Origin of the sequence: Desulfosporosinus paludis (assembly GCF_045689965.1) — a bacterium.
GTDB classification, from domain to species: domain Bacteria; phylum Bacillota; class Desulfitobacteriia; order Desulfitobacteriales; family Desulfitobacteriaceae; genus Desulfosporosinus; species Desulfosporosinus paludis.
Map to the genome: position 1 here is coordinate 2,913,594 of NZ_CP144211.1, position 14,726 is coordinate 2,928,319.

Genomic DNA, 14,726 nt, shown 5'->3' on the forward strand with positions numbered 1-14,726 from the left:
TTTAATAAGACATTGTCTTGTACTAATTCTTGGGAGAAATAAGAATTTCGCCATGCTTAACGAGTCCTAATTGTTCGCGGGCTAATTGTTCGACATAACTGGGTGTATTTAGTTGGGCAATTTCCTCATGCAAGGACTTCTGTTGTTGTACTAAGGTTTCTTTTTCTTGATTCAATTGAGCTAACTGCTGTTCCACCGAAACATGGAGCTTCCAAAGCTGCCAAGCAGAACTGCCAACCCCAGCAAATACAAGACTGAGAAGGAAGATCACCCCGGGCCGAAACCTTAGTCGATGCTTCGATTTACTCTTCTGTCGAGATCTCTTCATCCCATTCCTCCCCCCTAAACCGAGCTCTCCGCTTGGGATAATACATACTATCTCGTACCCTTTGCTTCTGGCACGATTTAATAAAGTGGCTACAGAGCTTGTACTTAGCTGAAGCTGCTTGGCTATGGTTTCTAGGGATTTTCCGCTTTCCTTAAGGATTACTGCCTGACGTTCCCGGAAGCTAAGTTTTTCCAAGCCTCTAATTTCGATTTGCACTGTGGCACACCCTTGCTCAATAGTTATACACAGTCTGTGAATAACTCTGTGGACAAATTATGGACAAGTTATCTACAAAGGATCTACAAAGAGTTATAACATCATTATAGCCGCTCCCTTAGAGGTAATCAACCCCCCTGGTAAATTTTACCCATTAGGCCTAGGTGGCCATCGTTGCTTCAACCACTCCTTCACATTAGTTTTCAGCCTTTCAATGGGTCTATAAATAGTATGTTCTCCAATACGATAAAAAAGCAAACTAAACCAACGCAAAATTGCATAAGGCGGCCGCATAAGGAGGACAAGTCCCTGAATAGGAATCAGTACCCCTCGGTAGAGAAGTTTCAATAGGTTCTCAATCAATTGATATAGTTCAAAATATCCTCGTATTAGATAGCGGCTAAAAAATCTCAAATAAAGAATTAAGCCTAAAAGGCTGCCCCAGATATTATAAAAACGAAAGGCAAGGGCATTGGCCCTGGCAAAAAGGCGATACAGGATAACCATAGCTATAAGAGAAAAGAGAATATCTCCTCCAAAAGTTATGACCGGTCCCCACCCTTGCCAGCGTCTAAACGTTCGGAAAAAATCAAAGACTATTCCGACCATCGCTCCTGCAGCGATGACCCAAAAAAATGTTACAAATTCTGAGATTGTTCTTCCTCCTTTCCTTCACTTAAACCTTCTCAACGAAAAATCCGCTGCATTAGACCCTGACGAGAACTCCCACCTGTATTCCGATGGTAAATAAGCGCACTTACATGTCCCTGGAGATCTACCATACTTTCTTCAAGGTTAAGCTGTTTGATTCCTAACTGATCTCCTTTAATACTTAGGATTCCGAGTTCTGTTTCGAGAATAATCTCTTTCGGATCAAAGGATTGAACCTTTTTAACTCCGGTCAGTGCGATCGTTTCTCGGTTTTCCATGACAAGGCGATGTCCTTTGCCAATTTTGTCCACCATGCCCTATACCCCCAAAAACTTATTCTTCTTAAACCCTATTCAGTTCGCTCATCCTTTAGACATTCTGAACAATATAAAGAAAACTTGGCTGGCGCCCGAAGACACTGTCTTCGCACTTGTTAGCCTTAGCGCAGGCGGCTTCCTAGTTGCTCTTATGCTGTAGAAAGTATTTAACCAAGTTATACTTTCTGACAGTAAAACTAAAAGACAGAGTCTTATCGATCAGACTCTGTCTTTCGTTCATCTCTAATTAATTCATAGAGGGTTTGGGCTTCGTTGGCCTTTATGCTATTAGGCGTTGCCAGAACTTTTACTTCAACAATATGGTTTGCCATTTCCAGAACAATTTGATCCCCTATTTTGACTTCTGCTGAAGGTTTAACAATTCGACCATTGATGCTAATCTTTTCTCCCACACAGACATCTTTTGCTACTGTACGTCGTTTGATCAAGCGGGATACCTTTAAATATTTGTCAATACGCATAGTTCGCTGTTGGTAACCTTCCCTTTCGCTGCCAGAGCTATTAAAAATCAGGTCCCAGAAAACCCGGAACCTGATTTTTTACAAAGCCCAAAGCCTTACTTTTGGACTGCGTCCTTTAGAGCTTTCCCTGCCTTAAAACCAGGTACCTTAGCGGCAGGAATTGTGATTGTTTCTTTTGTTTGAGGGTTTCTTCCCGTTCTTTCGGCACGTTCTTTGACATCAAACGTACCAAAGCCCACTAATTGGACTTTTTCATTTTGTGCTAAGGACTCTTCAATCGTGGCGAAAACGGCACTTACGGCCTTTTCTGCGTCCTTCTTGGACATTTCCGCCTTCTCAGCAACTGCACTAACTAACTCAGCCTTATTCAAAATAGTCCCTCCTAAATAACTGATCTTATCTCGTAAACTATATTTCGCGATAAAAAATCAATCTCCTGCTTATTCGGGTAATATTACATCAATTTACCACCTTTTTCTTGGGACTTTGCCTTTTCCCAAAAAACGTCCATGCCCTTGAGAGATAACCGTTCAAACTCTTGACCCTCTTCGCAACTTAGTTCCACCATTTTGAGAAAACGTACTTGAAACTTATGTACGGCATCCCTTAGAGCTTCTTCGGCATCCAGTTTAAGGAATCTAGATACGTTAACAACCGCAAACAGCAAGTCCCCTAATTCCTCATGAATACCCACTCCGGTTTTCATGGCATCCTGCAGTTCGAGCAATTCTTCCTGAACCTTCTGGTAAGGCCCTTCGACATCAGTCCAGTCGAACCCTACTCGAGCCGCCTTGCGCTGTGTTGATGAAGCCATCATTAGAGCCGGTAATCCCTTAGGATCGCTGAAAAAGGCTCTATCCTCGCTTTCACCAGCTTTTTCCTCTTGTTTAATTCTATCCCAAGCCTGAATCACATCATCTGCTGTTTCTACCTTCTCTTCCCCAAAAACATGAGGATGTCTGCGAATTAGTTTATGGATAATCCCTTGTAAAACATCTTGGCTGTGAAATTCTCCGTCCTCCGCAGCAATTTGAGCATGAAATACAACTTGTAATAATAAGTCTCCCAACTCTTCACACAAATTATACATATCTTGTTTTTCGATTGCTTCTAATACTTCATAGCTTTCTTCGATCAAACAAGGCTTTAATGTCTGGTGTGTCTGCTCTCGATCCCAGGCACACCCATTGGGAGACCGCAACACAGCCATCACCTGAACTAGCTTTGACCAAGAAATAACCTCCGAACATGGCGGCAGAACGATGGTTGATAGGTGATCAAAGGCACCATGATCCATCTCAAAAAGGGGAAGCTTGTCCACCCGTTCGACGGCAGTACCTAGGGCTTGTACGACAAATACCTCTGCATCATCCGGATATGAATTCATCAGGTCAAGCTTAACTTCAGAAGCGATCAATTGATTATAAACCTGGGGAATAATAAGCCACTCCATCCCTGTCAATCCAACATCTTTAAGAGCGTCATAATTGCGGATAACTACCCCTTCGATCGGGTCAAATTTTAGTACTCGGAAGATCTCATCCACAAAGCTCATGGCAGGATGTATGATCACTTCATAGTCCTGCTCCAAATTTTCGCAGATAAGTTGAATTGTCTTTTCTGCAACCATAGGGTGCCCAGGAACCGCATAGATGACCTCGGAACCCTTCAGCAACTCTGTTCTTAGTCGTTCTATGATTTGTTGATACACTTCTTCAAAAGAAGACTTTGAGGCGTAAACCTCATCAAATGATTCTACCTGAACTCCCTCTGCCATTAATTCCTGAACACAAGGATGCTGGGACGTTCTCACAAAGACCTGCTTTGCCTTACAGAGACGACGGTAGTTTCCCATTGTCAACTGTTCAAGCCCTGAAGGGCCTAGGCCGATAACATGAAGACATGAGGACATTTTTTCACCTCCTTAAGCTAGTTTAGCATAAAGTAAAATAAAGCGGGAGTACCGCTTTATTTCATACTAGCCAGAAAATCCTATTGTTCCATCTGTTTGGCTAAAAATACGGCTGCTGTCTCAACTAACTTTATCTCCAAATCCCCCATCTTTGCAGCTGGCTCCTTTGAGATGATCATAACAGCACCAATAGGATCTCCCTGAGAAATTATTGGTGCAATAACTTCACAGGTGGTCTTCGACTTGTCATCTTCGTCGTTTTCACTACTTTTAGGCAGATTATTCTCACCGGAATTGGTCATCCCAATTTGAATCGTTCTCCGTTCTTCCATAGCCTGTTCTACCGAAGGGCCTATGGGCTTATTTAAATACTCTTTCTTCGAAGCTCCCGCGACAGCTATAATTGTATCTCGATCAGTAATACATGTAATATGCCCAGTAGCTTCAAAAAGCGAATCAGCATATTCTTTAGCGAACTCCCCCAATTCCCTAATAGGGGAATATTTCTTGAGTATAACCTCTCCTTCGCGATCTACAAAAATCTCTAGCGGATCTCCTTCTCGAATACGAAGAGTCCGACGAATTTCCTTTGGAATAACGACACGACCGAGGTCGTCGATCCTTCTTACAATACCTGTTGCTTTCATAGGCGCGCATTCCTCCTTTGTTCCCAAAAAATCATTTCATCCTTTTTCTATTACCATTTTAAATCAATGATAGTATATATCTAGAGATTGCCAATTATTCATTATTTTCCAAGGCACAACAAAAGAAGGCAAAAATTTTTGCCTTCTTTTGGTTCAAGTATTACAACTATTAACTTGCAGGCTGATATCCTTTGGCATATTCAATCTTAGCCTTCTTGCGCAAATCATCAAAATAGGTCTGAAACTTTGTATCCTTTGCGTCATTAAAGGCATCTTGAGCCACTTGAGTCTTTACTTTCGCAAAATCCGATGTGCTGGCAGGCGTGTGTGCCTGGACATAAATAACATGGTAGCCGAATTGCGTCTTTACCGGTGTTGCGGAAAAGGTTCCCACTTTCTGAGCAAAAGCAGCAGTCTCAAACTCCTGAACCATTTTTCCCTTGGTAAACGTGCCAAGATCCCCTCCGGAATCTTTTGCTCCCGGCTCGATGGACTTTTCTTTGGCTAGCTGTTCAAACAGAGGTAGAATTTCCTGTTTATTTTTCTCTGCAGCCTGAAGCTGCGCAATGACTGCTTTGGCCTCATCTTCTGTTTTAAGCAGTATGTGATGAGCAGTGACGCTTTCAGGCTCACCATAATTGGCTTGGTTCTTATTAAAATACGCTTGAACCTCACTGTCCGTTGGTTGCTTAACATCTTGAGTTTGTTTCGAATACACGGTTAAAAAATTCTTTAATTCCGCTTCAGTCATCCCTTGTTGGCTCAGGGTATCCTGGAATTTGGCATCTGTACCCATGTTTTTCTTGATAGTGTCTTCCTGAGATTTTATAGAAGCATCATCTGTATTCAGCTTAAGGTTCTTAACCTCTTGGGCCAGAAGTTTACCTTCAATCATTCGATCAAGTATTTGACTCTTGAGCTGGGTTAAGGCTTGTTTGCCTTGATCTGTGTCGAACTTCATACCTTGACTTTCATAGGTTTTTTGAGCCGCTGCCACACGATCATCATAGTCCTTGATCGCTATCGATTCTCCATTGACTTTAGCAGCCCATTTACCATCTACCAGCGAGGAACAGCCCATAGTTACAAGCATTAGTATAAGAACGCCCATTAATATCCCCACCCGGGACTTTTTCATTCTGACACACCCTTTCAATTCACCTTAGTCCAGTATATCAAGGAGTTGCCCTTGAAGCAATATTGCCAAAAATAACAAGCACACGCCGAACTGCCCCAATCACCTCTTCTTGATCGAGTGTTCGAACGCGAATCCTGCATTCTAAATTCCCATTAGGCATGGTCTTAAAGGATAAAGGAAGAGGAGACGCTGACGCTACGGCCATTAAGCTTTCGCCAGTTATACCGAGATCCGCTCCAAAACGGAGGCTTACATTTTGTTTTTCTTGTCGAATTAATTCAAGATGAATCGTGCTGGCCAGTAACTTTATCCTAATAATTTCAATAAGATGCTCAACTTCTCGAGGAGGAGTTCCAAAACGATCCACTAATTCGTCAACCATCTCCTCAAGCCCTGTTTCATTCCCCACCATCGCTAAACGTTGATACAAGGAAGCCTTTGTCTGCTTATCCGCGACGTACGAATCTGGCAAAAAGGCATCCACTTGAAGCTCTATGCTCGGCTCTTCAATCTCTTCAACCTTTTCCCCCCGCAGTTCCTGAACCGCCTCTTTAAGCATCTGGCTGTAAAGTTCAAAGCCAACGGCTGACAAATGTCCATGCTGCTGAGCCCCGATTAAATTCCCCGCTCCTCGAATTTCTAAATCCCGCATCGCAATCTTAAAGCCCGCTCCAAATTCCGTGAACTCACGAATGGCAGCCAACCGCTTCTCCGCAATTTCCGTCAGAACTTTTTGCGGTTTATATAACAGATAGGCAAAGGCTTTGCGATTAGACCGACCTACTCGGCCACGCAATTGATAGAGCTGGGATAAACCCATTCTATCTGCTTCATCAATAATCAGCGTGTTAACATTCGGCATATCCAGGCCTGTTTCGATGATTGTTGTGGAAATTAAAACATCGGTCTCTTGTTCCAAGAAATCAAGCATCACGCGCTCCAGCATAGTTTCACGCATCTGCCCATGGGCCACACCCAAGCGTGCTTCAGGAACTAATTGATTTAAGAAATGGGTAACCTTATCCATATCTTCAATTCGATTATGGACATAGAATACTTGACCTCCACGCTGAATCTCGCGGCGTATGGCATCTCTAACCACATCGGGACGAAATTCCGTGACATAGGTTTGTACCGGATACCTCCCTTCCGGCGGGGTTTCTATCACACTCATATCTCGAACACCCACCAAGGACATATGGAGGGTTCTGGGGATCGGTGTTGCTGACAACGTCAGAACATCAACATTTCCCTTCAGAGTTTTCAGCTTTTCTTTATGGGCAACCCCAAAACGCTGTTCCTCATCAATAATCAATAATCCTAAATCCTTAAATTTCACGGCTTCTGCCAAAATACGATGGGTACCCACTATAACATCAATCCGACCGTCTTTAAGGGCCTGAATGATTTCTTTTTGTTCCTTGGCCGAACGAAACCGGCTCAGCATATCAATCGTTATGGGATAGCCCGTAAACCGTTCTCGAAGGGTATTAAAATGTTGCTGGGCTAAGATGGTCGTCGGAACTAAAAAGGCGACTTGCTTGCTGTCCATGACCGACTTAAATGCCGCTCTGAGAGCAACTTCTGTTTTTCCATACCCCACATCTCCGCACAGCAAACGATCCATAGGGCGTGGAAGCATCATATCTCGCTTGACATCGGCGATACACTGAAGTTGATCCTGCGTCTCAACGTATGGGAACTTCTCTTCAAACTCGATTTGCCAAACGTTATCCTGGGAGAAAGCGTGCCCTTTGATAGACTCTCGCTGAGCGTACAATTTTAAAAGATCAAAGGCCATTTCTTTCACTGCAGAGCGGGTTCTGCTCTTGACTTTATGCCACTCAGTTCCTCCGAGCTTATAAAGTTTAGGTAAAGTCTCGGCAGCACTTCCTAAATATTTTTGCAAGAGATGGAGTTGGTCCAAAGGGACGTATAAGCGGTCTTCACCGGCATAGCGAATCCCAAAATAGTCTTTGGCGATTCCCCCGACCTCCAAACGCTCAATCCCTGTAAATTGTCCGATCCCATGATGAACATGGACGACATAGTCTCCCGGTTTAAGATCCGAAATAAAAACATTTTTGGGCGAAGGAGGACTTGGCTTCTTGCTAACAGCTTTACTCTCTCGTTTGTAAATCTCAGTTTCCGTGAGAATAACAAGTTTCCCAAGAGGAAGTTCAAAACCTTGATCTAAAGAATATGGATACACATAGACCTGTCCATCTTCGATTGTATCCTCGAGCCTCTTACGATTAGCGACAACTCCACGATCTTTCAGCCCCTGGATTAAACGATCGGTATGCTCCTCGTCCCCCACGAAAAGGGCAACGACATTTCCTGCATCCTTGAAATGTTCGATTTCATCAACTAACTTGCTTGTCTTGCCCATGAAACCTGTTAAGGAACGGGCATTCAAATTGAAAATCCGCTTGGGCGTAAGCCCTGGAGCCTGTCTCAGCAAGGTTGAGAGGCCAATTAAAGGATGCTTTAAACCGTGCATTAATAAATCTTCGTACCTGATAAACTGAGTCTCAGGGTGAACAAATCCCTCACCTTGTTCTAATTGCTGAGTAAATTCCAATAATCGTTCATTGGCTTGAAACTCAAGCTGTTCCTTCAAACGCATTGGTTCATCTAAAATGATAAGATGGCTTTCTGCCAAATATGAGAAAAATGGAACGAGGGGCGTATTAACCAAACTCAAGAAGGGGTAAACATTTTCGTCCAGAATTCCTTGTTCCAGACGTTCTTCTATAAAATTAACTTTATTGTGCAGACGTTCAGCAGAATCTGTTCTCCCAGCTCTTTGGAGCCGGCCCGTCGCTTTACGAGCTTCTGAGCGAATCGTGAAGCGGAGTTGTTCAAGTTCTTCCGTTGTTACCACATACTCCATAGCCGGTGAGATTAAAACTCTCTCCTGAGCTAAAATGGATTTCTGGGTTTCAAGGTCAAATGTTCGGATGGAATCAACTTCTTCATCAAAAAATTCAATCCGCATAGCCTCTCCATCAAGAGGGGCAATGTCTAGAATTCCTCCCCTTAAGGCAAACTGGCCCTTCCCTTCAACCGTTTCGACCCGTTCATAACCTCCGGCAGTTAGGGTAAAAAGAACGTCTGTTAAAGTATACGCTTTCCCTACTTCAAGCGTAAGGGTATAATCTTTCCAACGCTGGAGCGGAAAGACGCGGCGTTCAATTGCCAGAACAGAGGCAACCACGGTACAATTCTGGTCCAGGGCTAAACGATTCAAAACTCGAACTCGTTCCGCCGTCGTCTCTCTGCTTTTTCCTAACACTTCAAAAGGAAGCCATTCTGTAGCCGGCAAATGCAAGATGGTTTTCCAAGGACACCAAGTTTTTAAATCCGCAGCCCACTTTTGAGCTTGTTCTTCGGAATAGGTCAGCACCAACCCAGGTTTAGATTTCTGTAATAATTGGGAAATAACCGCTGCCTTTTGACCACCCGTTAAATCATAAATCATTTGCGGCCATTCTCTGCGTTCAAGTGACTGCTCGATTTGTCGAATGTCCAGTCCCTGTCGAAGGTAATCACTAATTGTATCCAAAAAAACACTCATCCTTTCGGGCGGCAAAAAAAGATGAACGTCCATGATGGGACCCCCATTTGCCTACTCCATACTGACTAAAGGGCATGGCGTTCCTAGGCATGCCCACATTTACCTAACTTAATCATCCGCCCTAAACCCAAGTTTTCGAATCTCCCTAATGAAAAACATTTCTCGGCTCTGTTTCCATTTCATTCAGACAACCTGGACAAAGCGTATAGGAGACATTTCCAACGATATCCATTATAGGGGCCGAGTCTGCGTTGGTCAAGTCATCAAGCTCAATCTCGCCAATGATTCTATCGCACGCCTGACACACTTTAACTACTCTCATCCCTGAATCACCTCCCTAGAAGTAGAATTACCCCTAGTACGAGAGGTTATACTCAGTTAGCGATGGTATAAATTCATAGCGCGACCCGTTTCTCCTTTGATCCAGAGACCTGCTGCTTTATTAGCCCGTTCTAACAAGTCCTCCACTGTTGGCAGTTCATTTTCTCCGAAGGACGAAAGAACATACTGCGCGGGGTCCCATTCTTTTGGCGGCCTGCCCACACCTAATTTAAGACGCCAGAATTGTTCTGTCCCCAACTCCATTAGGATTGATCGTATGCCATTGTGCCCTCCGGCACTCCCTTGATTACGCAGGCGCAGTTTACCCAGCGGCAAATCCATGTCATCCTGAACAATTAAAATATTTTCGGCTGGGATTTTATAAAAATAAACAAGTTCTTTTACTGAACGACCGCTTAAATTCATAAACGTTTGAGGCTTTAAGAGCAAAAGGCGCTCTCCTTGTACCGACCCTTCTGTCCATAACCCCTGAAATTTCGTTCGGAATTGAAGCCCAAGAGTTTCAGCCAGACTGTCTATAAACAGAAAGCCAATATTATGGCGAGTCTCAGCATATTGAGGTCCTGGATTGCCTAGACCGACAATAACCTTCATTCTAATCCCCTCCCAAGCATATTCATCCCATACTCTGAATACATTCATACGGATAAGCAACGAATAATCATCACCATAAGGGGGTGAACCAATGAAACCAAGTCGGAAATTTTTATCCTTACCCATTATCTCCCTTAAAGAAGGGCAGCAAATAGGCTATGTAAAAAGTTTAATTCTCGATGCCAGCACAAAATCTCTTGCAGCAATTATTGTGGATCCCAAAGGTTTCTTTAAGGATCAGCGCATTATACCCTATGCCAAAGTTGTCAGTGTCGGTGACGATGCCATCACCATTGACAAAGAATCACACGTGGAGAAAACCTCTAATCTCCCCGAACTTTTAGAATTAGTCAAAGAAAAATTAACCATTATCGGCACTAAAATGATCACTGAAAGCGGGAAAACCCTGGGAATGGCTGACGAATACTATATCGACCCAACGTCAGGAAAGATCACCCAGATCGAGATTTCGTCTGGAAAGCTTGACGGTTTCTTGAGTGGCAAAGCTTTGATGTCCGCAGATTATATCACTACCATTGGACATGACGTCATCGTAACTCAAACGGGAAGCGAAAATTCTCTAACTGTTGCCGATAAAGGAATCAGTGAATCGTTCAAAAATCTTTTACACTCAACCTCTCACCTGGCCTCAGGAACCACTCATACCCTCAGCAACTATTTCAAAAAACAAAAACTAGCCCATGACACAGACACAGAGGCCACGGAGGAAAAATCGCCTATCGTTTTAAACGAAATTGAAGTCATACCAACCGATGAGCAGGACCCTCCTGATAACCCTCAAACCAAAGAACCCCTGGGTAATCCCCAGGGGTCTCATTAACTGAAAAGTTTACTAACGGAAAGATCTTCGTGTATACGAACAATTGCTTCACCCAGAAGAGGGGCTACGGACAGTACCCTAATCCGAGGAATTGTTTTCTCCTTGCCTAAAGGAATTGTATTCGTAACCACAAGCTCTCGAATCACCGAATTCTCAAGGCGCTCAATGGCCGGTCCTGATAAAACAGCATGGGTGCAGCAAGCATAAACTTCTTTGGCCCCCCGCTCCATCAGCGCATTAGCACCTTGAGTAATCGTCCCAGCAGTATCAATGATGTCATCAATCATGATCACCGTTTTGCCTTTTAGTTCCCCTATAACATTCATGATTTCTGAAACATTCGGTTCCGGCCGCCGCTTGTCAATAATGGCGATAGAGGCGCCGATTCGTTCTGCAAGGTTGCGGGTCCGTGTAACTCCTCCTAAGTCCGGAGAGACTACGCAGAGATTTCCCAGACCTTTTTCTCGGAAATACTCCGCTAGGATCGGAACACCCGGCAAGTGATCGAGGGGGATATCAAAAAAGCCTTGGATTGCCGGGGCGTGCAAATCCATTGTCACAACACGGTCTGCTCCCGCAGTTGTTATAAGATTAGCCATTAATTTAGCAGTAATCGGATCCCGGGCCCTTGACTTACGTTCTTGACGTGCATAGCCATAATAGGGCATCACAGCAGTGATCCGACGCGCCGAAGCCCGGCGCATTGCATCGATCATAATCAACAATTCCATAATGTTGTCATTCGTAGGATAGCAAGTTGGTTGGACCACATAAATATCTGATCCTCGAACACTTTCATCAATGGCAATTGAGATTTCTCCGTCTTGGAAGCGTTTGATTTTAGCCTCCCCAAGCGGGACTCCCAGATAATCCACAATTTCCTGAGCCAACGGACGATTGGCATTTCCACAGAAAATTTTAAATTCTTTTGCTGCCATGCCTATTTTTGCCCCCTATTTATCTTTTCGCGATGCCAATGCTCTCTTATCACTTGTTGACTTCGTTCGACTGCCAAGGCCTTTGCAGGTACATTTTTGGTGATTGTTGAACCTGCACCCGTTACAGCGTGGTCTCCTATTTCTACTGGAGCCACTAAATTCGTATTACTGCCAATGAAAGTATAATCGCCAATTTTCGTGGGATGTTTATTGACACCGTCATAATTGCAGGTGATGGTACCTGCTCCGATATTCGCAGATTTCCCAACATGGGCATCCCCAATATAACTAAGGTGAGGGACTTTCGCCCCCTCTTCAATCTTGCTGTTCTTTATTTCTACGAAGTCACCAACTTTTACATTCGCATCAAGGCTTGTTCCTGGTCTCAAATACGCAAAGGGCCCTACATGACAACGATCTCCAATATCCGCATTTTTCGCTACGGTATAGGTTACTTCAGAAGCACACCCCACGTTACAATTTTCCAAACTCGTTTGAGGCCCAATCACAGCATCTTCATTAATTCGAGTGTTCCCCATGAGTCGGGTGAAGGGTAAGATCGTGACGTCCTGGGCCAGCTCTACTTCAGCATCGATAAAAGTTGAAGCTGGGTCAACGATCGTAACTCCGTCCGCCATCCAACGCTCAAGAATGCGCTCGCGAAAAATCCCTTCAGCCTCTGCCAACTGACTCCGGCTATTTATTCCTAAGGCTTCATGAGAATCTCCAGTACAGTACGTCAGCATCCGTTCTCCTTGCTTAAGAAAAACATCAAAGACTTCTGTCAGGTAATATTCTCCTTGAGCATTCTGGAGAGTAATTTTCGTTAGGGCATCCTTGAGCGCTGACCCTCTAAAGCAGTACGTCCCAGTGTTAATTTCCTTCACTTGTCGTTCATCCGGTGTGGCATCTTTTTCTTCCACAATCCTTACAAGATGTTCCCCATCTTTAAGGATTCGACCATAGCCAAACGGTTGATCCATACAAGCGGTCAATACGGTAGCACAGGCTTCTTGATCTTCGTGCATTTTTATGAGGGCCTGAAGTGATTCAGGTTTAAGCAACGGCTGATCTCCGCTTAGGACAAGCACTGTCTGAGCACCTTCAAGATAAGGGAGAACTTGCATAACAGCATGCCCTGTCCCCAGTTGTTCTGTTTGAACCACTATCTCAGCACGTTCTTGGATTCTGGCCGCAACAACCTCGCGGCCATGTCCGACAATCACTAACGGTCGTTCAATCCCAACTTGGTTGGCCACGTCCAAGACATGTTCAATGAGCGGTTTCCCGGCTAATGAATGCATGACTTTCGGCAACTTCGATTGCATTCTTGTCCCTTTTCCGGCAGCCATGATCACCGCTACCAAATTAGGCATAGTTTTCTTCGCCTCCAGTTTAGTTTAACCTGTACTTATTTTTACATCCCAAAAGTTCTTTATTCGTCAAATCTGCCTAAAATCCTTTTTTAGTACAAGGATAATATCCTAAAAAAAAGGAGACCCCAACAAGGTCTCCTTCAGTATTAAACAATTTAATTACATGGCTTCTTGATACGCTTTTAAAACAGCCGTTTGGATGACTTCCCGTGCTGCAGCAGAAATAGGGTGAGCGATATCACGAAATTCTCCCTCAGGTGTTTTCCGGCTAGGCATAGCAACAAAAATGCCATTCATACCTTCGACAACTTTAACGTCATGTACAACAAAGGCATTATCAAAGGTCACGGAAACCACTGCCTTCATCTTTCCTTCCGTGTTAATCTTCCGAACCCGCACATCAGTAATATTCATTATGAATCACCACCCTTCCTTTGCTTTCCAGGTCTGTCCATAATGATATTCTCTGCATGGTAAAAAAATCCTGCCTGCGATTCGGGAAAATTTTGACTTGATTGGATAATTCTTTTATTACCGCTTTAAGAGCAAATCGTCAGGGACAACAGACGACTTCCCACCGCTTAGATCAAGTTCACGAAGCTGCAGAAGGGACAAATATCCCTCGACCAGTTTGGGTTCTGAAGTTAACTGCGCTTCCACCAATACCCCTGTACCTACAACATCCGCCTCAAATTCTGCCATCAGATTCTTGATCCCTAAAGCAGTACCACCTGCTTTCATGAAATCATCAATCACTAAAACTTTACGTCTTGGGTCCAAGGCTCTGCGCGAAAGAGACATGGTTTGAATACGCCGAGAGGATCCTGAAACATAATTAATACTTACCGAAGAACCCTCGGTAACTTTATTCCCCGTACGTATAACTACCATGGGTAAACCAAGAGCTTCTGCGGTCACCAAAGCCAGAGGGATTCCTTTGGTTTCAATGGTGACAACTGCCTCAGGTTCTTGGTCCCTGAAAGCGCTCGCAAAAATGAGACCGAGTGGGCGAAGTACGGAGGGATCATACAATAAATCTGTCATATAGAGGAAACCACCTGCCAAAATTCGCCCCTTCTCACTAAGACGTTCTGCCAACTTGCTTAGGAATCGAGTCGCTTCTTCCTTAGAGATTTCAGGGATATACCGCACCCCGCCCGCTGCTCCAGAAATAGTTTCTAGGCGACCCTGACCAGAAAGCAACAAACTCCCTTTGACTGCCATTAAATCTTCACTAATGGTTGACTTTGCCGTACCGAACCGTTCGGCGAATAAAGTTAATGGAGTCAGGACATTTGGGTTTGACATCAACACTTGAGTGATGGCCACCATGCGCTCTGCTCGTTTCATCTTTTCCACGATCA

The 14,726-nt window shown here is 44.1% G+C and carries 16 protein-coding genes and 1 pseudogene; 1 reads left to right on the top strand and 16 read right to left on the bottom strand.

All coding sequences use genetic code 11. The features are described from left to right. Positions 1 to 22: 22 nt before the first annotated feature. From VZF35_RS14650 to pth, 12 genes and pseudogenes are all read right to left on the bottom strand, one after another. Positions 23 to 328 (bottom strand): FtsB family cell division protein, encoded by a 306-nt coding sequence (locus VZF35_RS14650; protein ID WP_407305890.1) that lies wholly within the window; start codon positions 326 to 328, stop codon positions 23 to 25. Continuing rightward, a pseudogene (locus VZF35_RS14655) lies at positions 303 to 544 on the bottom strand (sigma factor-like helix-turn-helix DNA-binding protein). Before VZF35_RS14655 ends, VZF35_RS14650 begins: the two are co-directional and overlap by 26 nt. 147 nt (positions 545 to 691) lie before the next feature. Beyond that, positions 692 to 1,198, bottom strand: a complete 507-nt coding sequence (yabQ, locus tag VZF35_RS14660; RefSeq protein ID WP_407314627.1) for a spore cortex biosynthesis protein YabQ — start codon at positions 1,196 to 1,198, stop codon at positions 692 to 694. Positions 1,199 to 1,230: 32 nt separating this feature from the next. Next, complete coding sequence (gene yabP / locus VZF35_RS14665; RefSeq protein ID WP_407305892.1) at positions 1,231 to 1,509, bottom strand: sporulation protein YabP; 279 nt, start codon at positions 1,507 to 1,509, stop codon at positions 1,231 to 1,233. Positions 1,510 to 1,724: 215 nt separating this feature from the next. Beyond that, positions 1,725 to 1,994, bottom strand: a complete 270-nt coding sequence (locus VZF35_RS14670) for an RNA-binding S4 domain-containing protein (RefSeq protein WP_407305894.1) — start codon at positions 1,992 to 1,994, stop codon at positions 1,725 to 1,727. A 95-nt stretch (positions 1,995 to 2,089) separates the two neighbouring features. After that, positions 2,090 to 2,365 carry an HU family DNA-binding protein gene (locus tag VZF35_RS14675; RefSeq protein WP_407305896.1) on the bottom strand — a complete coding sequence of 92 codons (276 nt, stop codon included), beginning with the start codon at positions 2,363 to 2,365 and terminating at the stop codon, positions 2,090 to 2,092. Between the two features lie 83 nt (positions 2,366 to 2,448). Further along, positions 2,449 to 3,906, bottom strand: a complete 1,458-nt coding sequence (gene mazG, locus VZF35_RS14680) for a nucleoside triphosphate pyrophosphohydrolase (protein ID WP_407305898.1) — start codon at positions 3,904 to 3,906, stop codon at positions 2,449 to 2,451. 80 nt (positions 3,907 to 3,986) lie between these two features. After that, positions 3,987 to 4,553, bottom strand: coding sequence for a stage V sporulation protein T (gene spoVT / locus VZF35_RS14685; RefSeq protein ID WP_407305900.1), 567 nt, complete (start codon positions 4,551 to 4,553; stop codon positions 3,987 to 3,989). Between the two features lie 169 nt (positions 4,554 to 4,722). Further along, positions 4,723 to 5,691: a peptidylprolyl isomerase gene (locus VZF35_RS14690; protein WP_407305902.1), complete on the bottom strand. Its 969-nt coding sequence runs from the start codon at positions 5,689 to 5,691 to the stop codon at positions 4,723 to 4,725. Positions 5,692 to 5,728: 37 nt separating this feature from the next. Further along, on the bottom strand, positions 5,729 to 9,304 hold the full coding sequence (gene mfd, locus VZF35_RS14695; protein WP_407305904.1) for a transcription-repair coupling factor: 3,576 nt from the start codon (positions 9,302 to 9,304) through the stop codon (positions 5,729 to 5,731). 112 nt (positions 9,305 to 9,416) lie between these two features. Further along, positions 9,417 to 9,593, bottom strand: coding sequence for a hypothetical protein (locus VZF35_RS14700; protein ID WP_407305906.1), 177 nt, complete (start codon positions 9,591 to 9,593; stop codon positions 9,417 to 9,419). 56 nt (positions 9,594 to 9,649) lie between these two features. Then, positions 9,650 to 10,207 (bottom strand): aminoacyl-tRNA hydrolase, encoded by a 558-nt coding sequence (gene pth / locus VZF35_RS14705; RefSeq protein ID WP_407305908.1) that lies wholly within the window; start codon positions 10,205 to 10,207, stop codon positions 9,650 to 9,652. Between the two features lie 91 nt (positions 10,208 to 10,298). Here pth and VZF35_RS14710 point away from each other — a divergent pair, with 91 nt between their 5' ends. Beyond that, a complete protein-coding gene (locus VZF35_RS14710; RefSeq protein ID WP_407305910.1) occupies positions 10,299 to 11,048 on the top strand; it encodes a PRC-barrel domain-containing protein in 750 nt (249 codons plus the stop codon). On the opposite strand, the gene VZF35_RS14715 is transcribed toward VZF35_RS14710, so the two are convergent. The 4 genes from VZF35_RS14715 to purR form a co-directional block, all read right to left on the bottom strand. Beyond that, positions 11,045 to 11,986 (bottom strand): ribose-phosphate diphosphokinase, encoded by a 942-nt coding sequence (locus VZF35_RS14715; protein ID WP_407305912.1) that lies wholly within the window; start codon positions 11,984 to 11,986, stop codon positions 11,045 to 11,047. The genes VZF35_RS14710 and VZF35_RS14715 overlap by 4 nt on opposite strands. 2 nt (positions 11,987 to 11,988) lie before the next feature. Then, a complete protein-coding gene (gene glmU, locus VZF35_RS14720) occupies positions 11,989 to 13,362 on the bottom strand; it encodes a bifunctional UDP-N-acetylglucosamine diphosphorylase/glucosamine-1-phosphate N-acetyltransferase GlmU (protein ID WP_407305914.1) in 1,374 nt (457 codons plus the stop codon). Between the two features lie 159 nt (positions 13,363 to 13,521). Next, positions 13,522 to 13,776, bottom strand: coding sequence for a septation regulator SpoVG (gene spoVG, locus VZF35_RS14725; protein WP_014825186.1), 255 nt, complete (start codon positions 13,774 to 13,776; stop codon positions 13,522 to 13,524). Between the two features lie 117 nt (positions 13,777 to 13,893). After that, positions 13,894 to 14,721: a pur operon repressor gene (purR, locus tag VZF35_RS14730; RefSeq protein WP_407305916.1), complete on the bottom strand. Its 828-nt coding sequence runs from the start codon at positions 14,719 to 14,721 to the stop codon at positions 13,894 to 13,896. Positions 14,722 to 14,726 lie beyond the last annotated feature (5 nt).